Source organism: Rhizobium sp. RCC_161_2 (assembly GCF_041355235.1).
GTDB lineage: Bacteria > Pseudomonadota > Alphaproteobacteria > Rhizobiales > Rhizobiaceae > Rhizobium.
Window position 1 is genome coordinate 626,972 of the sequence record NZ_JBFUPL010000003.1, and the last position, 21,057, is coordinate 648,028.

The window sequence follows — 21,057 nt, forward strand, 5'->3', positions numbered from 1 at the left end:
TGGGGCGAACGTGATGATCATTGGTTCGAGTAAATTTCGCAGTATTATACAACTTATACACGATCGCGCCGGCAACTTCGGCATCTTGACCGCGATCGCCCTTCCAGTCGTGGCGGCGACAGCAGGCGTGGCTGTCGATGTCACCAACATGGCCGTGTCCAACAGTCAGTTGCAGGCAGCAACCGATGCCGCCGCCCTTGCAACGGCAACGGCGCTTGCCAATGGCAATGCAACGACAAGCGACGCCCAGCAATTGGCGACCCAATTCGTGACCGGGCAGATGTCGAACTACCTTTCAGGCGATACGAGTACCGCCAATGCCCTGAAAGCCGGGACGACAGCCGAGGTGACGTCAGCCACAAACGCGTCCGGCGGCACCAGCTACACCGTCGCCGTCAACGCCTCTTATGACATGTCGGTCAACGGCATGAGCCAGTTGCTGGGTATAAAGACAATGCATGTTTCGGCCGCCAGCACATCGACCAGCGGGAGCGCGGCAGCAGCTAAGCAAATCGCGCTTTCCATGGAGATTGCGCTCGATAAATCCGGATCAATGTTGCTGAACACCGATGTTATCGATACGAGCCAAAAGAGCTGCACCCAATATTACACCGACGGTAATTACCTCTATCAATACCCGAAGGCAAAAAGCCCCTGCTATATTAAGAAAATAGCAGCTTTGAAGACGGCGGTCGGCACTTTGCTCGATCAATTGGATAGCGCCGATCCCAAGTCTCAATATGTCCGTACAGCCGCTATTGCCTGGAGCAGCGAAGTCGATAGTTCCAGCGCGCTTGCGTGGGGAACGACAACAACGCGCTCCAATGTCATAAGTGGCTTGAACGCCAATGGTGGTACTGAGTCAAGCGCTCCAATGGCGTTGGCCTATAAGAACGTTTCGGCATCCTCGGAAGCAACCGCCCAAGCAACGAAGGGCAACACGACTTTTCAGAAGATCATCGTTCTCATGACGGACGGCGAAAACAACGCGACTAGCTCCGACACAAAGACGCTGACCACATGCAAGACCGCTAAAGATGCCGGCGTCCTTATTTATACCGTCGCGTTCATGGCACCAACCCGTGGGCAGGAGTTGCTAAAGAGCTGCGCCTCGAGCCCCAGCAACTATTTCGACGCACAACAAATGTCCGATCTTATTGCCGCCTTCAAATCCATCGGCGCGCAGACATCGAAGCAAATCACCCTTCTGACCAAATAAAGTCCGGCGCCGGGCATACCGGCGGCGACAAACGAAAAAGCCGCTCCGGAGCAATCCGGAGCGGCTTTTTCTCATCAGTCAATCCAGCGATAAGAGCCGGAAAAACAACCGAAATCAAGTCTTTTCGCTGCCTCGGGAAGGCTGGCCCGCTATTTTCACCTCCGCCCGAATTCACCTGTTGCAACAACTTTACATCGGTGCGTAAACTGCTAGTTAGACGAGATGGCAATTTGGTTTAGTTAGGCGTAACGTCCTGAATATAAATCACAAATGGCGAGAGTTGATAGTATGAATAACTTGACGAAGGCCAATCTCCCCGCCCCAGCTCCCCGCAGTTCCCGCCCTGAAATCCTCGCAGAGGAAATCATCGAGCGCCTGACCTATCGCATCGGCAAGGATGCGAAAGTCGCCAAGCCGCATGATTGGCTGACCGCAACCATCCTCGTCATTCGCGACCGCGTCATCGACAAATGGATGGAATCGACCCGCAGAGCCTACGAGACGAACGCCAAGCGCGTCTATTATCTCTCCCTCGAATTCCTCATCGGCCGCCTGATGCGCGACGCTGTCTCCAACCTCGGCCTGATGGAGGAAATCACCAACGCGCTGTCTTCGCTCGGCGTCGACGTCCGCGTCATCGCCGGGCTCGAGCCCGACGCGGCGCTCGGCAATGGCGGCCTTGGCCGTCTTGCCGCCTGTTTCATGGAATCGATGGCGACCGTCGAGGTTCCGGCCTATGGCTATGGCATCCGCTATGTCCACGGTCTCTTCCGCCAGCAGATGGCCGATGGCTGGCAGGTGGAATTGCCGGAAACCTGGCTCGCCCACGGCAACCCCTGGGAATTCGAGCGCCGGGAAAGCGCCTATGAAATCGGCTTCGGTGGCGCCGTCGAAACCATCGGCGGTCACGACGACCAGCCCCGCTACGTCTGGAAGCCAGCCGAGCGCGTCATCGCCGCCGCCTTCGACACGCCGGTGGTGGGCTGGCGCGGCAACCGCGTCAACACGCTGCGCCTCTGGTCGGCTCAGCCGATCGACCCGATCCTGCTTGACGCCTTCAATGCCGGCGACCATATCGGCGCGCTGCGCGAAAGCAATAAGGCCGAAAGCCTGACCCGCGTCCTTTATCCGGCCGATGCGACGCCCGCCGGTCAGGAGCTGCGCCTACGCCAGGAATTCTTCTTCTCCTCGGCCTCGCTGCAGGACATCCTGCGCCGCCATCTGCAGCAGTATGACGACCTGAACAATCTCGCCGACAAGGTGGCGATCCAGCTTAACGACACCCATCCGGCCGTCTCCATCGCCGAAATGATGCGCCTGCTGGTCGACGTTCACGGCATGGAATTCGAGCAGGCCTGGAATATTACTCGCGATACCTTCGCCTACACCAACCACACGCTTCTGCCCGAAGCGCTGGAGAGCTGGCCGGTGCCGCTGTTTGAACGGCTGCTGCCGCGGCACATGCAGATCATCTATACGATCAATGCCAAGATCCTGCTCGAGGCGCGCAAGACCCGCAATTTCAGCGACGGGGAAATTCGCTCGATCTCGCTGATCGACGAAAACGGCGACCGACGCGTGCGCATGGGCAATCTCGCTTTCGTCGGCTCGCACTCGATCAACGGCGTCTCGGCGCTGCATACCGACCTGATGAAGGTCACGGTCTTTGCCGACCTGCACAAGCTCTATCCGGACCGCATCAACAACAAGACCAACGGCATCACGCCGCGCCGCTGGCTGATGCAGTGTAATCCGGGCCTGACGGGCCTGATCCGCGAGGCCATCGGCGACGACTTCCTCGACGACGCCGAAAAGCTGAAACCGCTCGACAAGTTCGCCCGCGACAGCGCCTTCCAGGAAAAATTCGCTGCCATCAAACGCGCCAACAAGGTGCAGCTTTCCAATCTGGTCGCCAGCCGCATGGGTATCAAGCTCGACCCCAACGCGATGTTCGACATCCAGATCAAGCGCATTCACGAATACAAGCGCCAGCTTCTCAATATCATCGAGACGGTGGCACTCTACGACCAGATCCGCTCGCATCCGGAGCTGGATTGGCAGCCGCGCGTCAAACTCTTCGCCGGCAAGGCGGCGCCGAGCTATCACAACGCCAAGCTGATCATCAAGCTGATCAACGATGTCGCCCGCGTCATCAACAACGACCCGTCGGTGCGTGGCCTGCTGAAGGTTGTCTTCGTGCCGAACTACAATGTCTCGCTTGCCGAAGTCATGGTTCCGGCCGCCGACCTCTCCGAGCAGATCTCGACTGCCGGCATGGAAGCATCCGGCACCGGCAACATGAAATTCGGCCTCAACGGCGCGTTGACCATCGGCACGCTGGATGGCGCCAACGTCGAGATGCGCGACAATGTCGGCGAGGATAATATCGTCATATTCGGCCTGACGGCAGACGAGGTCGCCAACCTGCGCAGCGACGGTCATGATCCCCGTGCCGTCATCGCGCGGTCGCGCGAGCTGGCGCAGGCGCTTGATGCCATTGCTTCAGGTGTCTTCTCTCCGGATGACCGTACCCGCTATGCCGGCCTGATCGACGGCATCTACACCCACGACTGGTTCATGGTCGCGGCCGATTTCGATGCCTATGCCGCAGCCCAGCGCGAGGTGGACACCCTCTGGGCCAATCCCTCCGAATGGTACACCAAGACGATCAACAACACCGCTCGCATGGGCTGGTTCTCCTCCGATCGGACGATCCGTCAATATGCCAAGGAAATTTGGAGAGCCGGATGAAGAAGCCGAAAAGACCCGTTGACGGCATAGCCTTGAGGGACATTTCGGCAGATGAGATTGCTGCAATTCTCGCAGGCACCCATTCCGATCCGTTCGCCGTTCTCGGCGTGCACAAGACGGAAGACGGATTCATCGCCCGTTGTTTCATTCTGGGCGCCGAAGCCGTCACCGCCATGGCGCTCGACGGTACCGTCATCGGCGAACTGGATTGCCTCGACCCGGCCGGCTTCTTTGCCGGCAACGTCAAAATCACCAAGCTGCAGCCGGTCCGGTATCGCGCCCGGCGCGGCGACGTCGAATGGGCGGTGACGGACCCCTATAGCTTCGGCCCGGTCCTCGGCCCGATGGACGACTATTTCCTGCGTGAAGGCACGCATCTACGCCTGTTCGACAAGATGGGCGCTCATCCGTTGAAGCACGAAGGCGTGCAGGGCTTTCACTTCGCCGTCTGGGCGCCGAATGCGCAGCGCGTCTCGGTGGTTGGCGATTTCAACGGCTGGGACGGCCGCCGGCATGTCATGCGCTTTCGCTCCGACTCCGGCATCTGGGAGATCTTCGCGCCGGACGTTCCGGCGGGCGTTGCCTACAAGTTCGAAATTCGCGGTCATGACGGCGTGCTATTGCCGTTGAAGGCCGATCCCTTCGCCCGCCGCAGCGAACTTCGCCCGAAGACCGCCTCGGTCACCGCCAACGAGATGACCCAGATCTGGGAAGACACGGCCCATCGCGAGCATTGGGCGAGCGTCGATCAGCGCCGCCAGCCGATCTCGATCTACGAGGTGCATGCCGGCTCCTGGCAGCGCCGCGACGACGGCTCGATGCTGTCCTGGGACGAGCTTGCCTCGCGCCTCATCCCCTATTGCGTCGACATGGGCTTCACCCATATCGAATTCATGCCGATCACCGAGCATCCCTACGATCCGTCCTGGGGCTATCAAACCACCGGCCTCTATGCGCCAACCGCCCGTTTCGGCGAGCCGGAAGGCTTCGCGCGTTTCGTCAACGGCTGTCACAAGGTCGGCATCGGCGTCCTTCTCGATTGGGTGCCGGCGCATTTCCCGACCGATGAACACGGCCTGCGCTGGTTCGACGGCACGGCACTTTACGAGCATGAAGACCCCCGCAAGGGCTTTCATCCCGACTGGAACACGGCGATCTACAATTTCGGCCGCACCGAAGTGCTCGCCTACTTGCAGAACAACGCACTCTACTGGGCCGAGAAATTCCATCTCGACGGCGTGCGCGTCGATGCCGTCGCCTCGATGCTCTACCTCGACTATTCCCGCAAGCACGGCGAATGGATCCCGAACGAGTATGGCGGCAACGAAAACCTGGAGGCCGTTCGCTTCCTGCAGTCGATGAACAGCAGGCTCTATGGCGCCCATCCCGGTGTCATGACCATCGCCGAGGAATCGACCTCCTGGCCGAAGGTGTCGCAGCCGGTCCACGAAGGCGGCCTCGGCTTCGGCTTCAAGTGGAACATGGGCTTCATGCACGACACACTGAGCTATCTCGCTCGCGACCACGTTCACCGTAAATATCACCACAACGAGCTGACCTTCGGCCTGATCTACGCCTTCTCGGAAAACTTCGTCCTGCCGCTCTCCCATGACGAGGTGGTGCACGGCAAGGGATCGCTGATCGCCAAGATGGCGGGCGACGACTGGCAGAAGTTCGCCAATCTGCGTGCCTATTACGCATTCATGTGGGGTTATCCCGGCAAGAAGCTGCTGTTCATGGGCCAGGAATTCGCGCAGTGGAGCGAGTGGAGCGAAGAGCGCGCGCTGGACTGGAACCTGCTGCAATACCGCATGCATGAGGGCATGCGGCGACTGGTACGCGATCTCAACTTCACCTATCGCAGCAAGCCGGCCTTGCATGCCCGCGACTGCGAGGGCGAAGGTTTCGAATGGCTGATCGTTGACGATTTCGAAAACTCGGTCTTCGCCTGGCTGCGCAAGGCGCCCGGCGAAAAGCCGGTGGCGGTCATCACCAATTTCACGCCAGTCTACCGGGAGAACTACGCTTTGCGCCTGCCGGCTGAGGGACGGTGGCGCGAAATACTGAATACCGATGCCGACATTTATGGCGGCAGCGGCAAGGGGAATGGCGGGCGCGTCCAGGCCGTCAGCGCCGGCGGCAGCATACATGCAACAATAACGCTACCGCCGCTCGCAACCATCATGCTCGAACCGGAATTTTAAGACCATTACGGACAGGGAGGAATGAAATGGTAGAAAAACGCTTTCAGCCGCTGGCGCGCGACGCCATGGCCTACGTTCTTGCCGGTGGCCGTGGCAGCCGCCTGAAGGAACTGACCGACCGCCGCGCCAAGCCGGCGGTCTACTTTGGCGGCAAGACGCGCATCATCGATTTTGCGCTCTCGAATGCACTCAATTCCGGTATCCGGCGCATCGGCGTGGCGACCCAGTACAAGGCGCACTCGCTGATCCGTCACATGCAGCGCGGCTGGAATTTCTTCCGCCCAGAGCGAAACGAAAGCTTCGATATCCTGCCCGCCTCCCAGCGCGTTTCCGAAACGCAATGGTATGAAGGCACGGCCGACGCCGTCTACCAGAACATCGATATCATCGAGCCCTACGGCCCGGAATATATGGTCATCCTCGCCGGCGACCACATCTACAAGATGGACTACGAGTGGATGCTGCAGCAGCACGTCGATTCCGGCGCCGAGGTCACCATCGGCTGCCTGGAAGTGCCGCGCATGGAAGCCGTCGGTTTCGGCGTTATGCATGTCGACGAGAAAGACCAGATCATCGACTTCGTCGAGAAGCCGGCCGATCCGCCCGGCATTCCCGGCAATCCGGATTTCGCGCTGGCCTCAATGGGCATCTATGTCTTCCACACGAAGTTCCTGATCGAATGCCTGAAGCGCGATGCAGCCGACCCGAACTCCAGCCGCGATTTCGGCAAGGATATCATCCCCTACATCGTCAAGAACGGCAAAGCCGTCGCCCACCGCTTCGCACAGTCCTGCGTCCGCTCCGATTTCGAGCGGCAAGCCTACTGGCGCGACGTCGGGACGATCGATGCCTACTGGCAGGCCAATATCGACCTGACCGCCGTGGTGCCGGAACTTGACATCTACGACAAATCATGGCCGATCTGGACCTATGCGGAAATCAGTCCGCCGGCCAAGTTCGTCCATGATGACGAGAACCGCCGTGGTTCCGCCGTTTCCTCCGTTGTTGCCGGCGACTGCATCATCTCCGGCGCCAGCCTCTCGAACAGCCTGCTGTTTACCGGCGTGCGCGCCAACTCCTATTCCAAGCTGGAAGGAGCCGTGGTGCTGCCGAGCGTCAAGGTCGGTCGTCACGCGCAGTTGAAGAATGTCGTCATCGACCACGGCGTCACCATTCCGGAGGGTCTAATCGTCGGCGAAGATCCGGAACTGGACGCCAAGCGCTTCCGCCGCACGGAAAGTGGTATCTGCCTGATCACGCAGACGATGATCGACAAGCTGGATATCTGACAGATGAAAGTTCTTTCGGTTTCATCCGAAGTCTTCCCTTTGATCAAGACAGGGGGCCTGGCCGATGTGGCCGGCGCCCTGCCTGGCGCGCTCAAGCCCTTTGGCGTCGAGACCAAGACGTTGATTCCCGGCTATCCCGCAGTCATGAAGGCCATCCACAGTCCGGTGGCCCGCCTCGAATTCGCCGACCTGCTCGGCGAAAAGGCGACGGTCTTCGAAGTTGAGCACAGCGGCATTTCCTTCCTCGTGCTCGACGCCCCGGCATATTACAACCGCACCGGCGGTCCGTATGTCGACGCCACCGGCAAGGATTATCCCGACAACTGGCGGCGCTTTGCTGCCCTATCGCTTGCCGGCGCGGAAATTGCCGCCGGCCAGATGCCCGGCTGGCAGCCGGATCTGGTGCATGTGCACGACTGGCAATCAGCCCTGGTGCCGGTCTACATGCGCTATTCTCCGACCCCGGAACTGCCGAGCGTGCTCACCATCCACAACATTGCCTTCCAGGGCCAGTTCGGCCCCAGCATCTTCCCCGGCCTGCGCCTGCCCGCACACGCCTACTCCATGCAAGGCATCGAATATTACGGCGATATCGGTTTCCTGAAGGGCGGCTTGCAGACGGCCCATGCGCTGACGACCGTCAGCCCTTCCTATGCCGGGGAAATCCTGACGCCGGAATTCGGCATGGGTCTGGAAGGTGTCATCGCCAGCCGCGCCGCCAGCCTCCACGGAATCGTCAACGGCATCGACGACGGCATCTGGAATCCCGAAACCGATCCGATGATCGCCCGGACCTACGGAGCCTCGACGCTGAAAGACCGCGCCATCAATCGCAAGCAGGTCGTCGAACATTTCGGCCTGGACGACGATGATGGGCCGATCTTCTGCGTCGTCAGCCGGCTGACCTGGCAAAAGGGTATGGACCTGCTCGCCAGCATTTCCAGCGATATCGTCGCCATGGGCGGCAAGCTCGCCATTCTCGGTGCCGGCGACGCCGCCCTCGAAGGGGCGCTCTTTGCCGCGGCCGGTCGCCATCGCGGCCGCGTCGGCGTTTCCGCCGGTTATGACGAGGCGATGTCGCATCTGATGCAGGCCGGCTGCGATGCCATCATCATTCCCTCCCGCTTCGAACCTTGTGGCCTCACGCAACTTTATGGCTTAAGATATGGCTGCGTGCCAATCGTTGCGCGTACGGGTGGTCTCAACGATACGATCATTGACGCCAACCATGCCGCGCTGCAGGCGAAGGTCGCAACCGGCATTCAATTTTCGCCCGTCACCGCCGAAGGACTACTGCAAGCCATCCACCGCGCCATATACCTTTTCCAGGACCGAAAGGTCTGGACGCAGATGCAAAAGCAGGGCATGAAATCCGACGTATCCTGGGGTAAGAGCGCAGAACGCTACGCGGCTCTCTACTCCAGACTTGTCTCGAGAGGCGCTTAACCCGATGATTAAAACCGTTACCACCACCCCCTTTGCCGATCAGAAGCCTGGTACGTCAGGCCTTCGGAAGAAGGTTCCGGTATTCCAGCAACCGAACTACGCCGAGAACTTCATCCAGTCGATCTTCGATTCGCTCGAAGGCTATCACGGCAAGTGCCTGGTCATCGGCGGCGATGGCCGATACTACAATCGCGAAGTCATCCAGAAGGCCATCAAGATGGCCGCTGCCAACGGCTTCGGCAAGGTCATGGTTGGTAAGGGCGGTATCCTCTCGACGCCCGCGGCCTCGCATATCATCCGCAAATACAAGGCGTTCGGCGGCATCATATTGTCGGCCAGCCACAATCCCGGCGGCCCGACCGAAGACTTCGGCATCAAGTACAACATCAGCAATGGCGGCCCGGCGCCGGAAAAGATCACAGACGCGATCTACGAGCGCTCCAAGGTCATCGATAGCTACAAGATCGCCGATTTCCCCGATATCAATCTCGATCGTATCGCCCGCGAGGATGTCGGCGGCATGATCGTCTCGGTCATCGACCCGGTCGAGGACTATGCAGCCCTTATGGAAGAGCTGTTCGATTTCGGCGCCATCCGCAACCTCATCAGCCTCGGCTTCCGCCTCAACTTCGACGCGATGAGTGCTGTAACCGGCCCCTATGCCAAGGAAATCTTCGAAATCCGTCTCGGCGCGCCGGATGGCTCGGTGCGCAACTTCCTGCCGCTGCCCGATTTCGGCGGCCATCACCCCGACCCGAACCTCGTCCATTGCAAAGAGCTCTATGACGAGATGATGGGGGACGATGCGCCCGATTTCGGCGCGGCATCGGACGGCGATGGCGACCGTAACCTGATCATCGGCAAGGGCATCTACGTCACGCCCTCGGACAGCCTGGCAATCCTCGCCGCCAACGCCAATCTCGCGCCTGGCTATTCGAGCGGGCTTACCGGCATCGCCCGCTCCATGCCGACCAGCGGCGCCGCCGACCGTGTCGCCGAAAAGCGCGGCATCGGCATGTATGAAACTCCAACCGGCTGGAAATTCTTCGGCAATCTGCTCGACGCCGGCATGGCGACGATCTGTGGCGAGGAAAGCTCCGGCACCGGCTCGAACCATGTCCGTGAAAAGGACGGCCTCTGGGCCGTGCTGCTCTGGCTCAACATCCTCGCCGTGCGCGGCGAAAGTGTCATCGACATCGTCACCCAGCATTGGGCGACCTACGGCCGCAACTATTATTCGCGCCACGACTATGAAGGCGTCGACACCGATGCCGCCAACGGCCTGATCGACGCGCTGCGCGAGAGGCTGCCGACCCTGCCGGGCACGAAGTATGGCGATCTCACCGTTTCAGCCGCCGACGATTTCGCCTATCACGATCCGGTCGATAAGTCCGTCAGCCAGCATCAGGGCATCCGCATCCTGTTCGAGGGCGGCTCCCGCGTCGTCTTCCGCTTGTCCGGCACCGGCACGACGGGTGCGACGCTGCGCGTCTATATCGAGCGCTATGAGCCCGATTCGACCCGCCATAACATCGAGACGCAGGAAGCCCTGGCCGACTTGATCGACGCCGCCCAGGCGATCGCCGACATCAAGGGCCGCACCGGTCGCGACGCGCCGACGGTCATTACCTAACGGCAGATTTGGTGGGGATCCCCCTCACCCTGCCCTCTCCCCAAGGGGAGAGGGAGACAATGCCATAAGCGCCTTCTCCCCTCGGGGAGAAGATGGATTTCGGCGTTTGAGCAAAGCGAAACCGCCGAAGACGGATGAGGGGGCTTCTTCGGAAGCAGCTGTGACGGCGGCCTTTCCGTCTTTCCAACACCCGATCAGCAGGAAGCCCGCGAGACATGTCAGAGCCCGCCATCCGCTCCCTTGGCGCCACCCTCACCGACGACGGCGTGGAATTCGCGGTCTGGTCCAAGCATGCCGACAGCGTCGAGTTCTGCCTGTTCGATGCCGAAGGCAAAAAAGAGGTTATGCGCCTGCCGCTGACGCGCGAAGGCGAGGAACATCGCCTGTTCGTCGAGGGCGTCAAGGCCGGCGCGCGCTATGGCTTTCGCGCCCATGGCACCTATGATCCCGACCAGGGCCTGTGGTTCGATCCGGCGAAGCTGCTGGTCGACCCCTATGCCAAGGAGCTCGATCGGCCGTTTCGCTACGATCCGCGTCTCGGCACGTTCGGCGAGGATACGCGGGATCTGATGCCGAAGGCGATCGTCGCGCGCGATGTCACGATCAAGCCGGCCAAGCCGCTGTTTCAGCCGGGCGGCCTGATCTACGAAATCGCCGTCACGCCTTTCACCATGCTGCATCCGGACGTGCCGGCGGAAAAGCGCGGCACGCTGGCCGCCCTCGCCCATCCCGCCGTTATCGCCCATTTGAAGCGCCTGCATGTCGACGCGGTCGAGCTGATGCCGATCACCGCATGGATCGACGAACGGCATCTGCCGCCGCTCGGTCTTACAAATGGCTGGGGCTACAATCCCGTCGCCTTCATGGCGCTCGACCCACGTCTCGTGCCCGGCGGCGTCACGGAGTTGCGCGAGACAGTCGCCGCCCTTCATGCCGAGGGCATCGCCGTCATCCTCGATCTCGTTTTCAACCACACCGGTGAGAGCGATCGCCAAGGCCCGACGCTGTCATTGCGCGGCCTCGACAACTCCACCTATTTCCGCCATCAGCCGGATCAGCCGGGCACACTGGTCAACGACACCGGCACCGGCAATACCGTTGCCTGCGACCAGTCGGCAACGCGCCGGCTCATCATCGACAGCCTGCGCCATTTCGTGCTTCACGCCGGCATCGACGGCTTTCGCTTCGATCTCGCCACTGTCCTCGGCCGCACCTCCAAGGGCTTCGACCCCGAAAGCCTGACCCTGCGCTCCCTGTTTGCCGACGAGGTGCTTCAGGATCGCATCATGATCGCCGAGCCTTGGGATATAGGCCCCGGCGGCTATCAGCTGGGCAATTTTCCGGCCCCTTTCCTCGAATGGAACGACCGCGCCCGCGATGATCTGCGCTGCTTCTGGCGCGGTGACGGCGGCAAGATCGGCGACATCGCCACCATCCTTGCCGGTTCGTCCTCCGTCTTCGGCCGCGACGGCCGAACCCAGACGCGCAGCGTCAACTTCCTCGCCGCCCATGACGGTTTCACGCTGATGGATATTGTCTCCTACGAGCGCAAGCACAATGAGGCGAACGGCGAAAACAACCGCGACGGTCACAACGAAAACCTCTCCTGGAACAACGGCGTCGAGGGCAAGACGGACAATCCGGCGATCCTCGGCAAGCGCCGCACCGACATTGAGGCGATGCTCTCCACGCTCTTTGCCACGCGCGGCACGATCATGCTGACCGCCGGCGACGAAGGCGGCCGCACGCAGCGCGGCAACAACAATGCCTATTGCCAGGACAATGACATCACCTGGATGGACTGGGCAGCACTGGACGAAGAATTGATCGGCCACACTGCCTGGCTCGCCAGCCTGCGCCACCGCTTCTCCGCCTTCAGCGATATGGAATTTTTCAACGGCGACGGCGACGTGCTTTGGTTCTCCACCGAGGGCACGACGATGACGGTGTCCGATTGGGAGCAGCCGGATGCCGGCCTGCTCGGCATGGCAATCGAGACCGAGGATCGCGACAGCAGCAGGAAGACGCGTCTCGCAGTGCTGCTCAACCGGGGACACGAGGAGCAACGCTTCAAGCTGCCGGCGTCGAGCGAAGGTGGCTGGTTGCTACTAAACCCGCAGGGGCCGACGGCAGTCCAGAACGAAATCACGGTGCCGGCGCGCTCCGTCAGCTTCCTTATCGAAAACTGATTTCCTTGCACTTTCCAGCCTTCTTCGCCAGAAAGGGCGGAGCAGCAGCAGAACAGACGAGGATCCTATGCCCGGCGATATTTCGCTAGTTGAGATCATGCAGCGTGTCGGAACCGAACTCGGCATTTCCGACTGGATCACGGTCGACCAGACGATGATCGACACCTTTGCCGACGCGACGCACGACCATCAGTTCATCCATGTCGATCCCGAGCGTGCCAAGGCGGAAACGCCCTATGGCGGCACGATCGCCCACGGCTTCCTGACGCTGTCGCTGCTCTCGGCCATGAACTATAGCGCCCTGCCCAAGATCCGCGAGGAGGTCATGGGCATCAATTATGGCTTCGAAAAGATCCGCTTCATGTCGCCAGTCAAATGCGGCGCTCGCGTTCGCGGTCGTTTCGTGCTTGCCGAAACGCGGCTGCGCGGCGCCAACATGCTGATGCTGACCTATGAGGTCAGTGTCGAGATCGAGAACGAGCGCAAACCTGCGCTCACCGCGACCTGGACGACCCTCTCACAATTCGACCCGAAGGATCGGCCGGAAGCGAGCTAGAGCCCGGCATCCTCCGCCGCTTCGCCAAGCAAGCCGAACGCATAATCGGAAAAGGACCGCCAGACTTCGACGCGGAATGTCTCCTCGTCGAGCCGCAGCAGCACGACTTCCACCTTGCCGAACAGCGTGCGCGAGCAGGCGCCGACAGGAAACGCGACAATCGACAGATCCTGCGGGCAACCGCCTGCGAGCGTTGCTTCCGCACCGGGACCGGAGACGATGATCGCGGTGTTGCGATGGGAGACATCGGTTGCCGAATGCAGCACGCCGGCGGTTGCCGCGAGAGCGACAAGCTCGGTGCCGCTCTCATCGATCACAAGCCATTCGTCCGGGCCGAGCCAGAGGGCATAACGCCCCTCGGAACGGGCCGAAGTCTTCGGTTTGCGCGGCAGTTCCAGGCCGAGCACCTTGGAGAGACCGGGGATCGAATCATCGGGCGCACGCAGCGCAATGCGGCTGGCGGGAGCAGCCGGCGTCAGGCGAACGGTGGCGGAGCCGCCGTGGCGACCGGCGAGCGGCAGTTTACGGGTTGCGAGATCAACCATTGATCCGGCCTCCTTCCTTGTCAAAGAACACCAGATCCGTCACCTCGACGGCAATCGTCTTGTCAGGCATCGGCACGTAAAGCGTCTTGCCCATGCGCTCGCGTCCGCCGGCAACCAGCGCGAAGGCAATCGAGCGGCCGAGATTTTCAGACCAATAGGCCGAGGTGACATGACCGAGCATGGTCATCGGTTTCTGCTCGTTCGGATCGGCAACGATCTGCGCGCCTTCCTCCAGCACCACCTTCGGATCGCGGGTGACGAGGCCGACCAACTGCTTGCGGCCTTCCTTCACCAGATCCGGCCGCTTCAGGCCGCGAATACCGACGAAATCCGCCTTCTTCTTGGAGACGGCCCAGGAAAGCCCGGCATCGTCAAGCGTCGCCGTGCCGTCCGTATCCTGACCGACGATGATGTAGCCCTTCTCGGCGCGCAAAACGTGCATGGTCTCGGTGCCATAGGCGCAGGCGCCCAGCGGCTCGGCCCGCGCCCAGACGGCTTCAAGAACCGACTGGCCGTAATCGGCCGGCACGTTGATTTCATAGCCGAGTTCGCCGGTAAAGGAGACGCGGAACAGCCGAGCCGGCACACCGCAGACCTTGCATTCAGCAACGCTCATATGCGGGAAGGCCTCGTTGGAAAGGTCCTGCCCCTCGACCAGCGGCTCGATGATCTCACGCGCCTTCGGCCCCTGCACGGCGATGACAGCCCATTGCTCGGTGGTCGACGTCAGCCACACCTTCAGATGCGGGAATTCGGTCTGCAGATAGTCTTCCATATGATGCAGCACGCGCGGCGCTCCGCCGGTCGTAGTCGTCACATGGAAGCGGTCTTCGGCCAGGCGCCCGACGACACCGTCGTCATAAACGAAGCCATCCTCGCGCGTCATGATGCCGTAGCGGCAGCGGCCAGGCTTCAGCGTATCCCAGGCGTTGGTGTAGAGCAGGTTCAGGAACTGCGCCGCGTCCGGCCCGACCACTTCGATCTTGCCGAGCGTCGAGGCATCGAACACGCCGGCCACTTCGCGCGCCGTGCGGCACTCGCGATCGACAGCCTGATGCATGGTTTCGCCTGCGCGCGGATAGAACCAGGCGCGCTTCCAGTTGCCGACATCCTCGAAGATCGCGCCATGTGCCTCTTCCCAGGCATGCATCGGCGTCTTGCGCGCGGGGTCGAAGAAGGCTCCGCGCGAATGGCTGATCAGCGTGCCGTAGGTAACCGGCGTATAGGGTGCGCGGAAGGTGGTGAGACCGACCTGCGGAATATCCTTGCCGAGCATTTCGGCGGCAATCGCCAGACCGTGCATGTTGGAAAGCTTGCCCTGGTCGGAAGCCATGCCATTGGTGGTGAAGCGCTTGATATGCTCGATCGAATGCATGCCCTCGCGCACGGCAAGGCGGATATCCTTGGCGCAGACATCATGCTGGAAGTCGACGAAAGCCTTGGCATTGGTGTCAGGCCCCGCCCCTTCGGCAGCGCCGATCATGCCGCCGGTCCATTCGAAGGCCTGTTCGGCCTGGATCGATATCTTGCCCTCGCCCTCGGCTCCGGTGGCCTTCGCCATCAGCTCGCCGGCGGCAAGTGATTCTTCGATTGCGGCCTGCAAGCCATCGGTGCCGTTGCAGGCGCCGACAGAGAGACAATCCTGAACATAGGTGCCCGGCAGGAAACGCTGCTTCTCGGCATCGAACTTCAGCTTGCCGCGCGACTGCGAGAACAGATGCACGGAAGGCGTCCAGCCGGAGGAGACGAGCAACGCATCGATGGCGATCTTGCGCGAGCCGGAGCCGCCATTGCGCGCCACCGTCATCGAGGAAACCCGCAGCTTGCCGGCGGTGTCGATAACAGCATAGTCGCTCAGCACCTCGATGCCGAGCCGCTTCGCCTCAGCGGCAACCGCTTCGCCCGGACGCACGCGGCTATCGACGATGACGGCGATGGAGACGCCGGCGCGCTTCAGGTCGAAGGCCGCTTCATAGGCTGAGTCATGTGCCGTGTAGACGCCGATCTTGGCACCGACTGCGACGCCGTAATGGTTGAGATAGGTGCGGGCGGCCGATGCCAGCATGATGCCCGGACGGTCGTTGTTCGGGAACACCATATGACGTTCGATCGCGCCGGTCGCCAGGATGACACGCTTGGCGCGCACCTGCCACAGACGCTCGCGCGGCAGATCACGGCCGGGCTTTGCGAGGTGATCGGTGACGCGCTCGGCAAGGCCGAAGAAATTGTGGTTGTAATAGCCGAACGCCGTCGTGCGGGTCAGCACCTCGACATTGTCCATCGATTTGAGCTTGGCGATGACGCCCTGCGCCCAGACATAGCCCTCGGCACCGTCGATCTTGACGCTGGCATCGAAGCGTAGCGCACCACCGGCTTCGGCCTGTTCATCGCAGAGGATGATCTTGGCACCGGCCTCAGCGGCGGCGAGCGCTGCCGAAAGACCGGCAACACCGGCACCGACCACCAGCACGTCGCAATGGGCGTAGCGGCTCGCATAGTGATCTGGATCCTCTTCCGTCGGTGCAACGCCGAGACCGGCGGCACGGCGGATGAGCGGCTCGTAAATATGCTTCCAGGCCGCCTTCGGCCACATGAAGGTCTTGTAATAGAAGCCGGCGGCGAAGAAGGATGACAGCAGATTGTTGGCGCCGCCGACGTCGAAGGCAAGCGACGGCCAGCGGTTCTGCGACTTTGCCTTCATGCCATCGAAGACCTCCTGCACGCTGGCGCGCACGTTGGGCTGGCGGCGGGCGGCATCGCGGGAAATATCGAGCAGCGCATTCGGCTCTTCGGCACCAGCCGAGAGGATGCCGCGCGGACGGTGATATTTGAACGAACGGCCGACGAGGTGAACACCATTGGCAAGCAGCGCCGAGGCGACGGTGTCGCCCTCCAGCCCCATGTAGCTTTTGCCGTCAAAGGTGAAGCGGGCAGTTCTGGCCGGCGTCAGACGACCCTTGCCCGCAATACGATTGGCGCCGCTCATTCCGCAGATCCCTCTTTTTGTGCCGTCTGTTCTTGTGCGTTTTTATCCTGCGCCACCGGCTCATTGGCCGTCGGCAGCAATGTCGAAAGATCCGGCTTCGGCTCGCCGGCCTTGTAGGTGAGATAGAAACGGTCGCTGACCGTATCGCGCGCCGCATTGAAGAAGCGGCCGCAGCCATGGATATGCCGCCAGCGCTCGAAGATCAGGCCCTTGGGATTGTCGCGCAGGAAGAAATATTGCTCGAATTCCTCGTCGGAAATCCCGGCAATGTTTTCCGGCCGCACGATATGCGCATCGCCGGCATTGCGGAATTCCAGTTCCGAACGCTCTTCCTCGCAATAAGGGCAATAAATCAGCAGCATCGTTTTCTACCTAAATGTTAAAGCTCGGAACCGGAGACCGGTGCCTGAAGGCCGGGTGCAACGCCAAAGCCAGTATCAATGCGCGACGGCAGCCGCCGCCGCTTCGTCGATCAGGCGGCCGGTACGGAAGCGATCCAGATTGAGGCCGGCATTGAACTTATGCGGTTCGTCGCGGGCGATCAGATGCGCGAACAGATTGGCCGATCCCGGTGTCGCCTTGAAGCCGCCCGTGCCCCAGCCACAGTTGACGTAGAGGCCCGGCACCGGTGTCTTCGACTGGATCGCCGAACGGTCCGGCGTGTTGTCGACGATACCGCCCCAGGAGCGCATCATCTTGACGCGCCGGAACATCGGGAACAGCTCGCAGATCGCATCCAGCGTATGGGTGATGATCTGCAGGCCACCGGTCTGGCTGTAGGAATTATACTGGTCCGTGCCGGCGCCGATGACGAGCTCGCCCTTGTCGGACTGTGAGATATAGGCATGTACTGTGTTCGACATGACGACGCAGGGGAAGATCGGCTTCAGCGGTTCGGAAACCAGCGCCTGCAGCGGGCTCGATTGCAGCGGCACGCGCACGCCGGCCATCTGCATGACGACCGTCGTGTGGCCAGCCGCCGAAACGCCGATCTTTTTCGCGCCGATGAAGCCACGGTTCGTGTCGACGCCGGTGACACGCCCATCCGGTCCGCGCTGAATGCCGGTCACTTCGCAATTCTGGATGATGTGCACGCCGCGATCGGACGCCGCACGGGCAAAGCCCCAGGCGACCGCATCGTGACGCGCCGTACCGCCGCGACGCTGGAGCGCCGCGCCGTTGATCGGGTAGCGGGCGCTGCCGGAAATATCGAGCGGTGGACAAAAAGCCTTGGCCTGCTCCGGCGTCAGCCATTCATTGTCGATGCCGTAGAGACGATTGGCGTGGATATGCCGTTTGAAGGACTGCTGGTCATGCACATTATGCGACAGCATCATCACGCCGCGTGGCGAATACATGACGTTGTAGTTGAGATCCTGAGACAGCCCCTCCCAGAGCTTCATCGAATGCTCATAGATGTGCATGCTCTCTTCATAGAGATAGTTCGAGCGGATGATGGTGGTGTTGCGGCCGGTATTGCCGCCACCGAGCCAGCCCTTTTCGAGCACGGCGATATTGGTGATGCCATGCTCCTTGGCGAGGTAATAGGCAGCACCCAGACCATGGCCGCCACCGCCGATGATGATGACGTCATACTCCTTGCGCGGCTCCGGCGAGGTCCATTGGGCTTCCCAGCCCTTGTGAGCCCGCATCGCTTCCCGTGCCACGGCAAAAACCGAGTATTTACGCATTCGCCCTCAACTCCTTCAGGCAACAGGCCCGTTTGATCGGCCATACAAATCGCAAATCGAAAACCGACACAACGGCTCTTTTGCGACGCATTCAGCACCGGCTTTCGACACGGTTAAAAAGAATAGTCAAACGACACGGGCCGACCGCAGCCAATAACGCGGATTGGCTCGATCGAAATCACGTTCGCTGAGGAACAAACCACATCGTTGCGTCACGCGTAAAAAGAAGACACGCAGCAAGCAAATACAACGGGGCCGTCACAATTAAGAAAAAGAATTCCAAAGCCGTGGACTCGGTATCGCCTTTCATGCCGAAACCGAGACCGATGATAAACAGCATGATGAATTGCGCGCAAAGCGTCATCCAGCGCGCCCAGTTCACCCGTTTATAAAAAACCAGCCAAACCCAGAAGATTTGAACGCAAAGCATTGCGATTTGTAAAATCGTGAAAGCGACCGGCGCTTCAGCAAACTGACCGGTCGATTTATCCCAGTTCACCAATTGACGGATAAAAATGAGCGCCATCGCAGCATATGTGAACCGCTCGGAATATCGAACGCTGATCGGCATGGTCTGATCACTCACGGTCTTCCCCTATCCCTACTTGCGCTGCAAATGGCAAATCTTCACCCGGCCACCATGGCCGTCTTTGCGCCAGACGCACCCTTCCTTCTGCGGCTTATGGTTGTAAAGATAGATTCTTGCCCGATTCTTGCTGTCGAACCTCTGGTTCGAAAAATCGTGACCGCCGACGCGAACATTCTTGCCGAAACGGACTTCGCCGGCGGTGACTGGTGCAAGCGTTGCGGCCAGAATGGCGCAGATAAGCGCCAGCGACGCAAACAGTCTTCCGGTGGGAAGGACGTTCGTGAATACCATGCCGCGATTCTCCTTTGATGCACGCCGCAACTGCCGGAATCGGATAGCCGCGATAGCATCTAGCAACAATGTGAAGCAGGATCTTCGCACAGGCATGTCAGTCTCGCAAAATATGACGGGGCGACCCTTATTCGATAGCCGCAGCAACGCGATTGAGGTATAGCGAGCCAATCTCGCCCGGGGCAAATTGCTTTTTCCCCCGCTAATGCACGATCCGGCTAGACTTTGGCAAAGCGATCTGTTATCTCGCCTAACCAATCGCAAGGCTGCGGCCGCGCGAACGTTATTTTTTTGCCTCCTGGCGCTGCCGTCGCCGCTGGCATCAACCAAACTAAAGGAACGTGATTCTCGTGCAGGTACTTGTCCGCGATAACAATGTCGACCAGGCTCTCCGCGCTCTCAAGAAGAAGATGCAGCGCGAAGGTATTTTCCGCGAAATGAAGATGCGCGACTACTACGAAAAGCCGTCGCAGAAGCGTGCTCGCGAAAAGGCTGAAGCCGTTCGTCGCGTTCGCAAGCTGGCCCGCAAGCGCGCTCAGCGCGAAGGTCTGGTTGCACGGTAATCGTCGTTTTTTCGACGTTTTCAGATGCATGTCTGGCGGGGGCGAATCGTTCGCCGCCGCCTTTTTGATTTATTCTCCGTCTAAATCGGATTAAATCAGAACAGCCTGATATGACGCATGGGGAAAGCGAACCCGATAATGGCAATTACGACGTCCGACCAGTTCCGCACTTCGAATCTCACCTCCTTTGTTTCGAAGCGCGTAGCTGCCCTGCCAGCTTTGGCGCTTCTCGCCGCAATCGGCCTTTCCGGCTGCCAGACAGCCTCCACCGATACAGTGATCCGTATCGACAAGGCGCAGGGCTCCTCGGAAAACATTGCCTCGCTGACCTCGGTCATCAGCGCCAATCCGCAGGATCCTGAAGGCTATAACGTTCGCGGCACCGCCTATGGCCGCGCCGGCGACTTCAACCGTGCTCTTGCGGACTTCAATCAGGCGATCCAGCTCAATCCGAAGTTCTATCAGGCCTATGCCAATCGCGCGCTCATCTACCGCAACATGGGCAAGCTGCCGGAAGCGGTCGCAGACTACAATGCGTCGCTGCAGATCAATGGCAATTACGACGTCGCCTATATCGGCCGCGGCAACCTCTACCGCCAGTCCGGTCGCGACAACGATGCCTTCAACGACTATTCCAAGGCGATCAGCCTCGGCACGACGGACGGACGCGCCTACAATGGCCGTGGCGTGATCTTCCAGAAGCGCAATCAGCAGGACAAGGCGATCGACGACTTCTCCAAGGCCATCTCGCTGTCACCGAATTCGCCCGAGCCCTACAACAGCCGCGGCATCTCCTATCTGGCGCAGAACGACGACGACAACGCCTTCGCCGACTTCAACCACGCGATCGACCTCGACAACAAGGTTGCCGAATCCTGGGCAAATCAGGCTTTCGTCTATGAGCGTCGCGGCGACAAGGCCAAGGCCCGCCGTTCCTACCAGCACGCCGTCAACCTCGACCCGAGCTATCAGCCGGCCAAGGACGGCCTGTCGCGCGTCAGCACGGGCGCATAGGCTCGCGGCATATCATCGAAACAGTGGGCCGCTCGGCGATCATCCGCCCGGCGGCTTTTCTTTGCGCTGTTGAGCGCATAGTCTCGCGCTA

At 60.6% G+C, this 21,057-nt stretch carries 16 protein-coding genes; 10 read left to right on the forward strand and 6 right to left on the reverse strand.

Translation table 11 applies throughout. The features are described 5' to 3' along the window. Window positions 1-13: 13 nt before the first annotated feature. The 8 genes from AB6803_RS10880 to AB6803_RS10915 all read left to right on the forward strand — a co-directional run bounded on the left by AB6803_RS10880 (window position 14) and on the right by AB6803_RS10915 (window position 13,287). On the forward strand, window positions 14-1,219 hold the full coding sequence (locus AB6803_RS10880; RefSeq protein WP_371108876.1) for a VWA domain-containing protein: 1,206 nt from the start codon (window positions 14-16) through the stop codon (window positions 1,217-1,219). A 288-nt stretch (window positions 1,220-1,507) separates the two neighbouring features. Beyond that, window positions 1,508-3,970: a glycogen/starch/alpha-glucan phosphorylase gene (locus AB6803_RS10885; RefSeq protein WP_371108877.1), complete on the forward strand. Its 2,463-nt coding sequence runs from the start codon at window positions 1,508-1,510 to the stop codon at window positions 3,968-3,970. Next, a complete protein-coding gene (gene glgB, locus AB6803_RS10890) occupies window positions 3,967-6,174 on the forward strand; it encodes a 1,4-alpha-glucan branching protein GlgB (protein ID WP_371108878.1) in 2,208 nt (735 codons plus the stop codon). Before AB6803_RS10885 ends, glgB begins: the two co-directional genes overlap by 4 nt. Before the next feature lie 26 nt (window positions 6,175-6,200). Continuing rightward, entirely contained in the window at window positions 6,201-7,463 is a 1,263-nt protein-coding gene (gene glgC, locus AB6803_RS10895) for a glucose-1-phosphate adenylyltransferase (RefSeq protein ID WP_371108879.1), read from the forward strand. A 3-nt stretch (window positions 7,464-7,466) separates the two neighbouring features. Continuing rightward, window positions 7,467-8,909, forward strand: coding sequence for a glycogen synthase GlgA (gene glgA / locus AB6803_RS10900; RefSeq protein ID WP_371108880.1), 1,443 nt, complete (start codon window positions 7,467-7,469; stop codon window positions 8,907-8,909). Window positions 8,910-8,913: 4 nt separating this feature from the next. Next, window positions 8,914-10,542, forward strand: a complete 1,629-nt coding sequence (locus AB6803_RS10905) for an alpha-D-glucose phosphate-specific phosphoglucomutase (RefSeq protein WP_371108881.1) — start codon at window positions 8,914-8,916, stop codon at window positions 10,540-10,542. A gap of 215 nt (window positions 10,543-10,757) precedes the next feature. Further along, window positions 10,758-12,731, forward strand: coding sequence for a glycogen debranching protein GlgX (glgX, locus tag AB6803_RS10910; protein WP_371108882.1), 1,974 nt, complete (start codon window positions 10,758-10,760; stop codon window positions 12,729-12,731). Window positions 12,732-12,798: 67 nt separating this feature from the next. Further along, a complete protein-coding gene (locus AB6803_RS10915) occupies window positions 12,799-13,287 on the forward strand; it encodes a MaoC family dehydratase (protein WP_007700957.1) in 489 nt (162 codons plus the stop codon). Here AB6803_RS10915 and AB6803_RS10920 read toward each other — a convergent pair. From AB6803_RS10920 to AB6803_RS10945, 6 genes are all read right to left on the reverse strand, one after another. After that, entirely contained in the window at window positions 13,284-13,832 is a 549-nt protein-coding gene (locus tag AB6803_RS10920; protein ID WP_371108883.1) for a sarcosine oxidase subunit gamma, read from the reverse strand. The two genes, AB6803_RS10915 and AB6803_RS10920, sit on opposite strands and share 4 nt — an antisense overlap. Then, window positions 13,825-16,818: a sarcosine oxidase subunit alpha gene (locus AB6803_RS10925; RefSeq protein ID WP_371108884.1), complete on the reverse strand. Its 2,994-nt coding sequence runs from the start codon at window positions 16,816-16,818 to the stop codon at window positions 13,825-13,827. Before AB6803_RS10925 ends, AB6803_RS10920 begins: the two co-directional genes overlap by 8 nt. Further along, window positions 16,815-17,180, reverse strand: coding sequence for a sarcosine oxidase subunit delta (locus AB6803_RS10930; protein WP_007700939.1), 366 nt, complete (start codon window positions 17,178-17,180; stop codon window positions 16,815-16,817). The genes AB6803_RS10925 and AB6803_RS10930 overlap by 4 nt, the downstream gene beginning before the upstream one ends. A gap of 75 nt (window positions 17,181-17,255) precedes the next feature. Then, a complete protein-coding gene (locus tag AB6803_RS10935; protein WP_371108885.1) occupies window positions 17,256-18,509 on the reverse strand; it encodes a sarcosine oxidase subunit beta family protein in 1,254 nt (417 codons plus the stop codon). A 178-nt stretch (window positions 18,510-18,687) separates the two neighbouring features. After that, on the reverse strand, window positions 18,688-19,095 hold the full coding sequence (locus AB6803_RS10940; RefSeq protein WP_371108886.1) for a hypothetical protein: 408 nt from the start codon (window positions 19,093-19,095) through the stop codon (window positions 18,688-18,690). Window positions 19,096-19,110: 15 nt separating this feature from the next. Next, a complete protein-coding gene (locus tag AB6803_RS10945; protein ID WP_371108887.1) occupies window positions 19,111-19,389 on the reverse strand; it encodes a hypothetical protein in 279 nt (92 codons plus the stop codon). Window positions 19,390-19,739: 350 nt separating this feature from the next. On the opposite strand from AB6803_RS10945, the gene rpsU reads away from it, so the two are divergent. Together rpsU and AB6803_RS10955 are read left to right on the forward strand one after the other, a co-directional pair. Continuing rightward, window positions 19,740-19,952 carry a 30S ribosomal protein S21 gene (gene rpsU, locus AB6803_RS10950; RefSeq protein WP_003585885.1) on the forward strand — a complete coding sequence of 71 codons (213 nt, stop codon included), beginning with the start codon at window positions 19,740-19,742 and terminating at the stop codon, window positions 19,950-19,952. A 138-nt stretch (window positions 19,953-20,090) separates the two neighbouring features. Further along, window positions 20,091-20,966 (forward strand): tetratricopeptide repeat protein, encoded by an 876-nt coding sequence (locus tag AB6803_RS10955; protein ID WP_371108888.1) that lies wholly within the window; start codon window positions 20,091-20,093, stop codon window positions 20,964-20,966. Window positions 20,967-21,057: the final 91 nt, after the last annotated feature.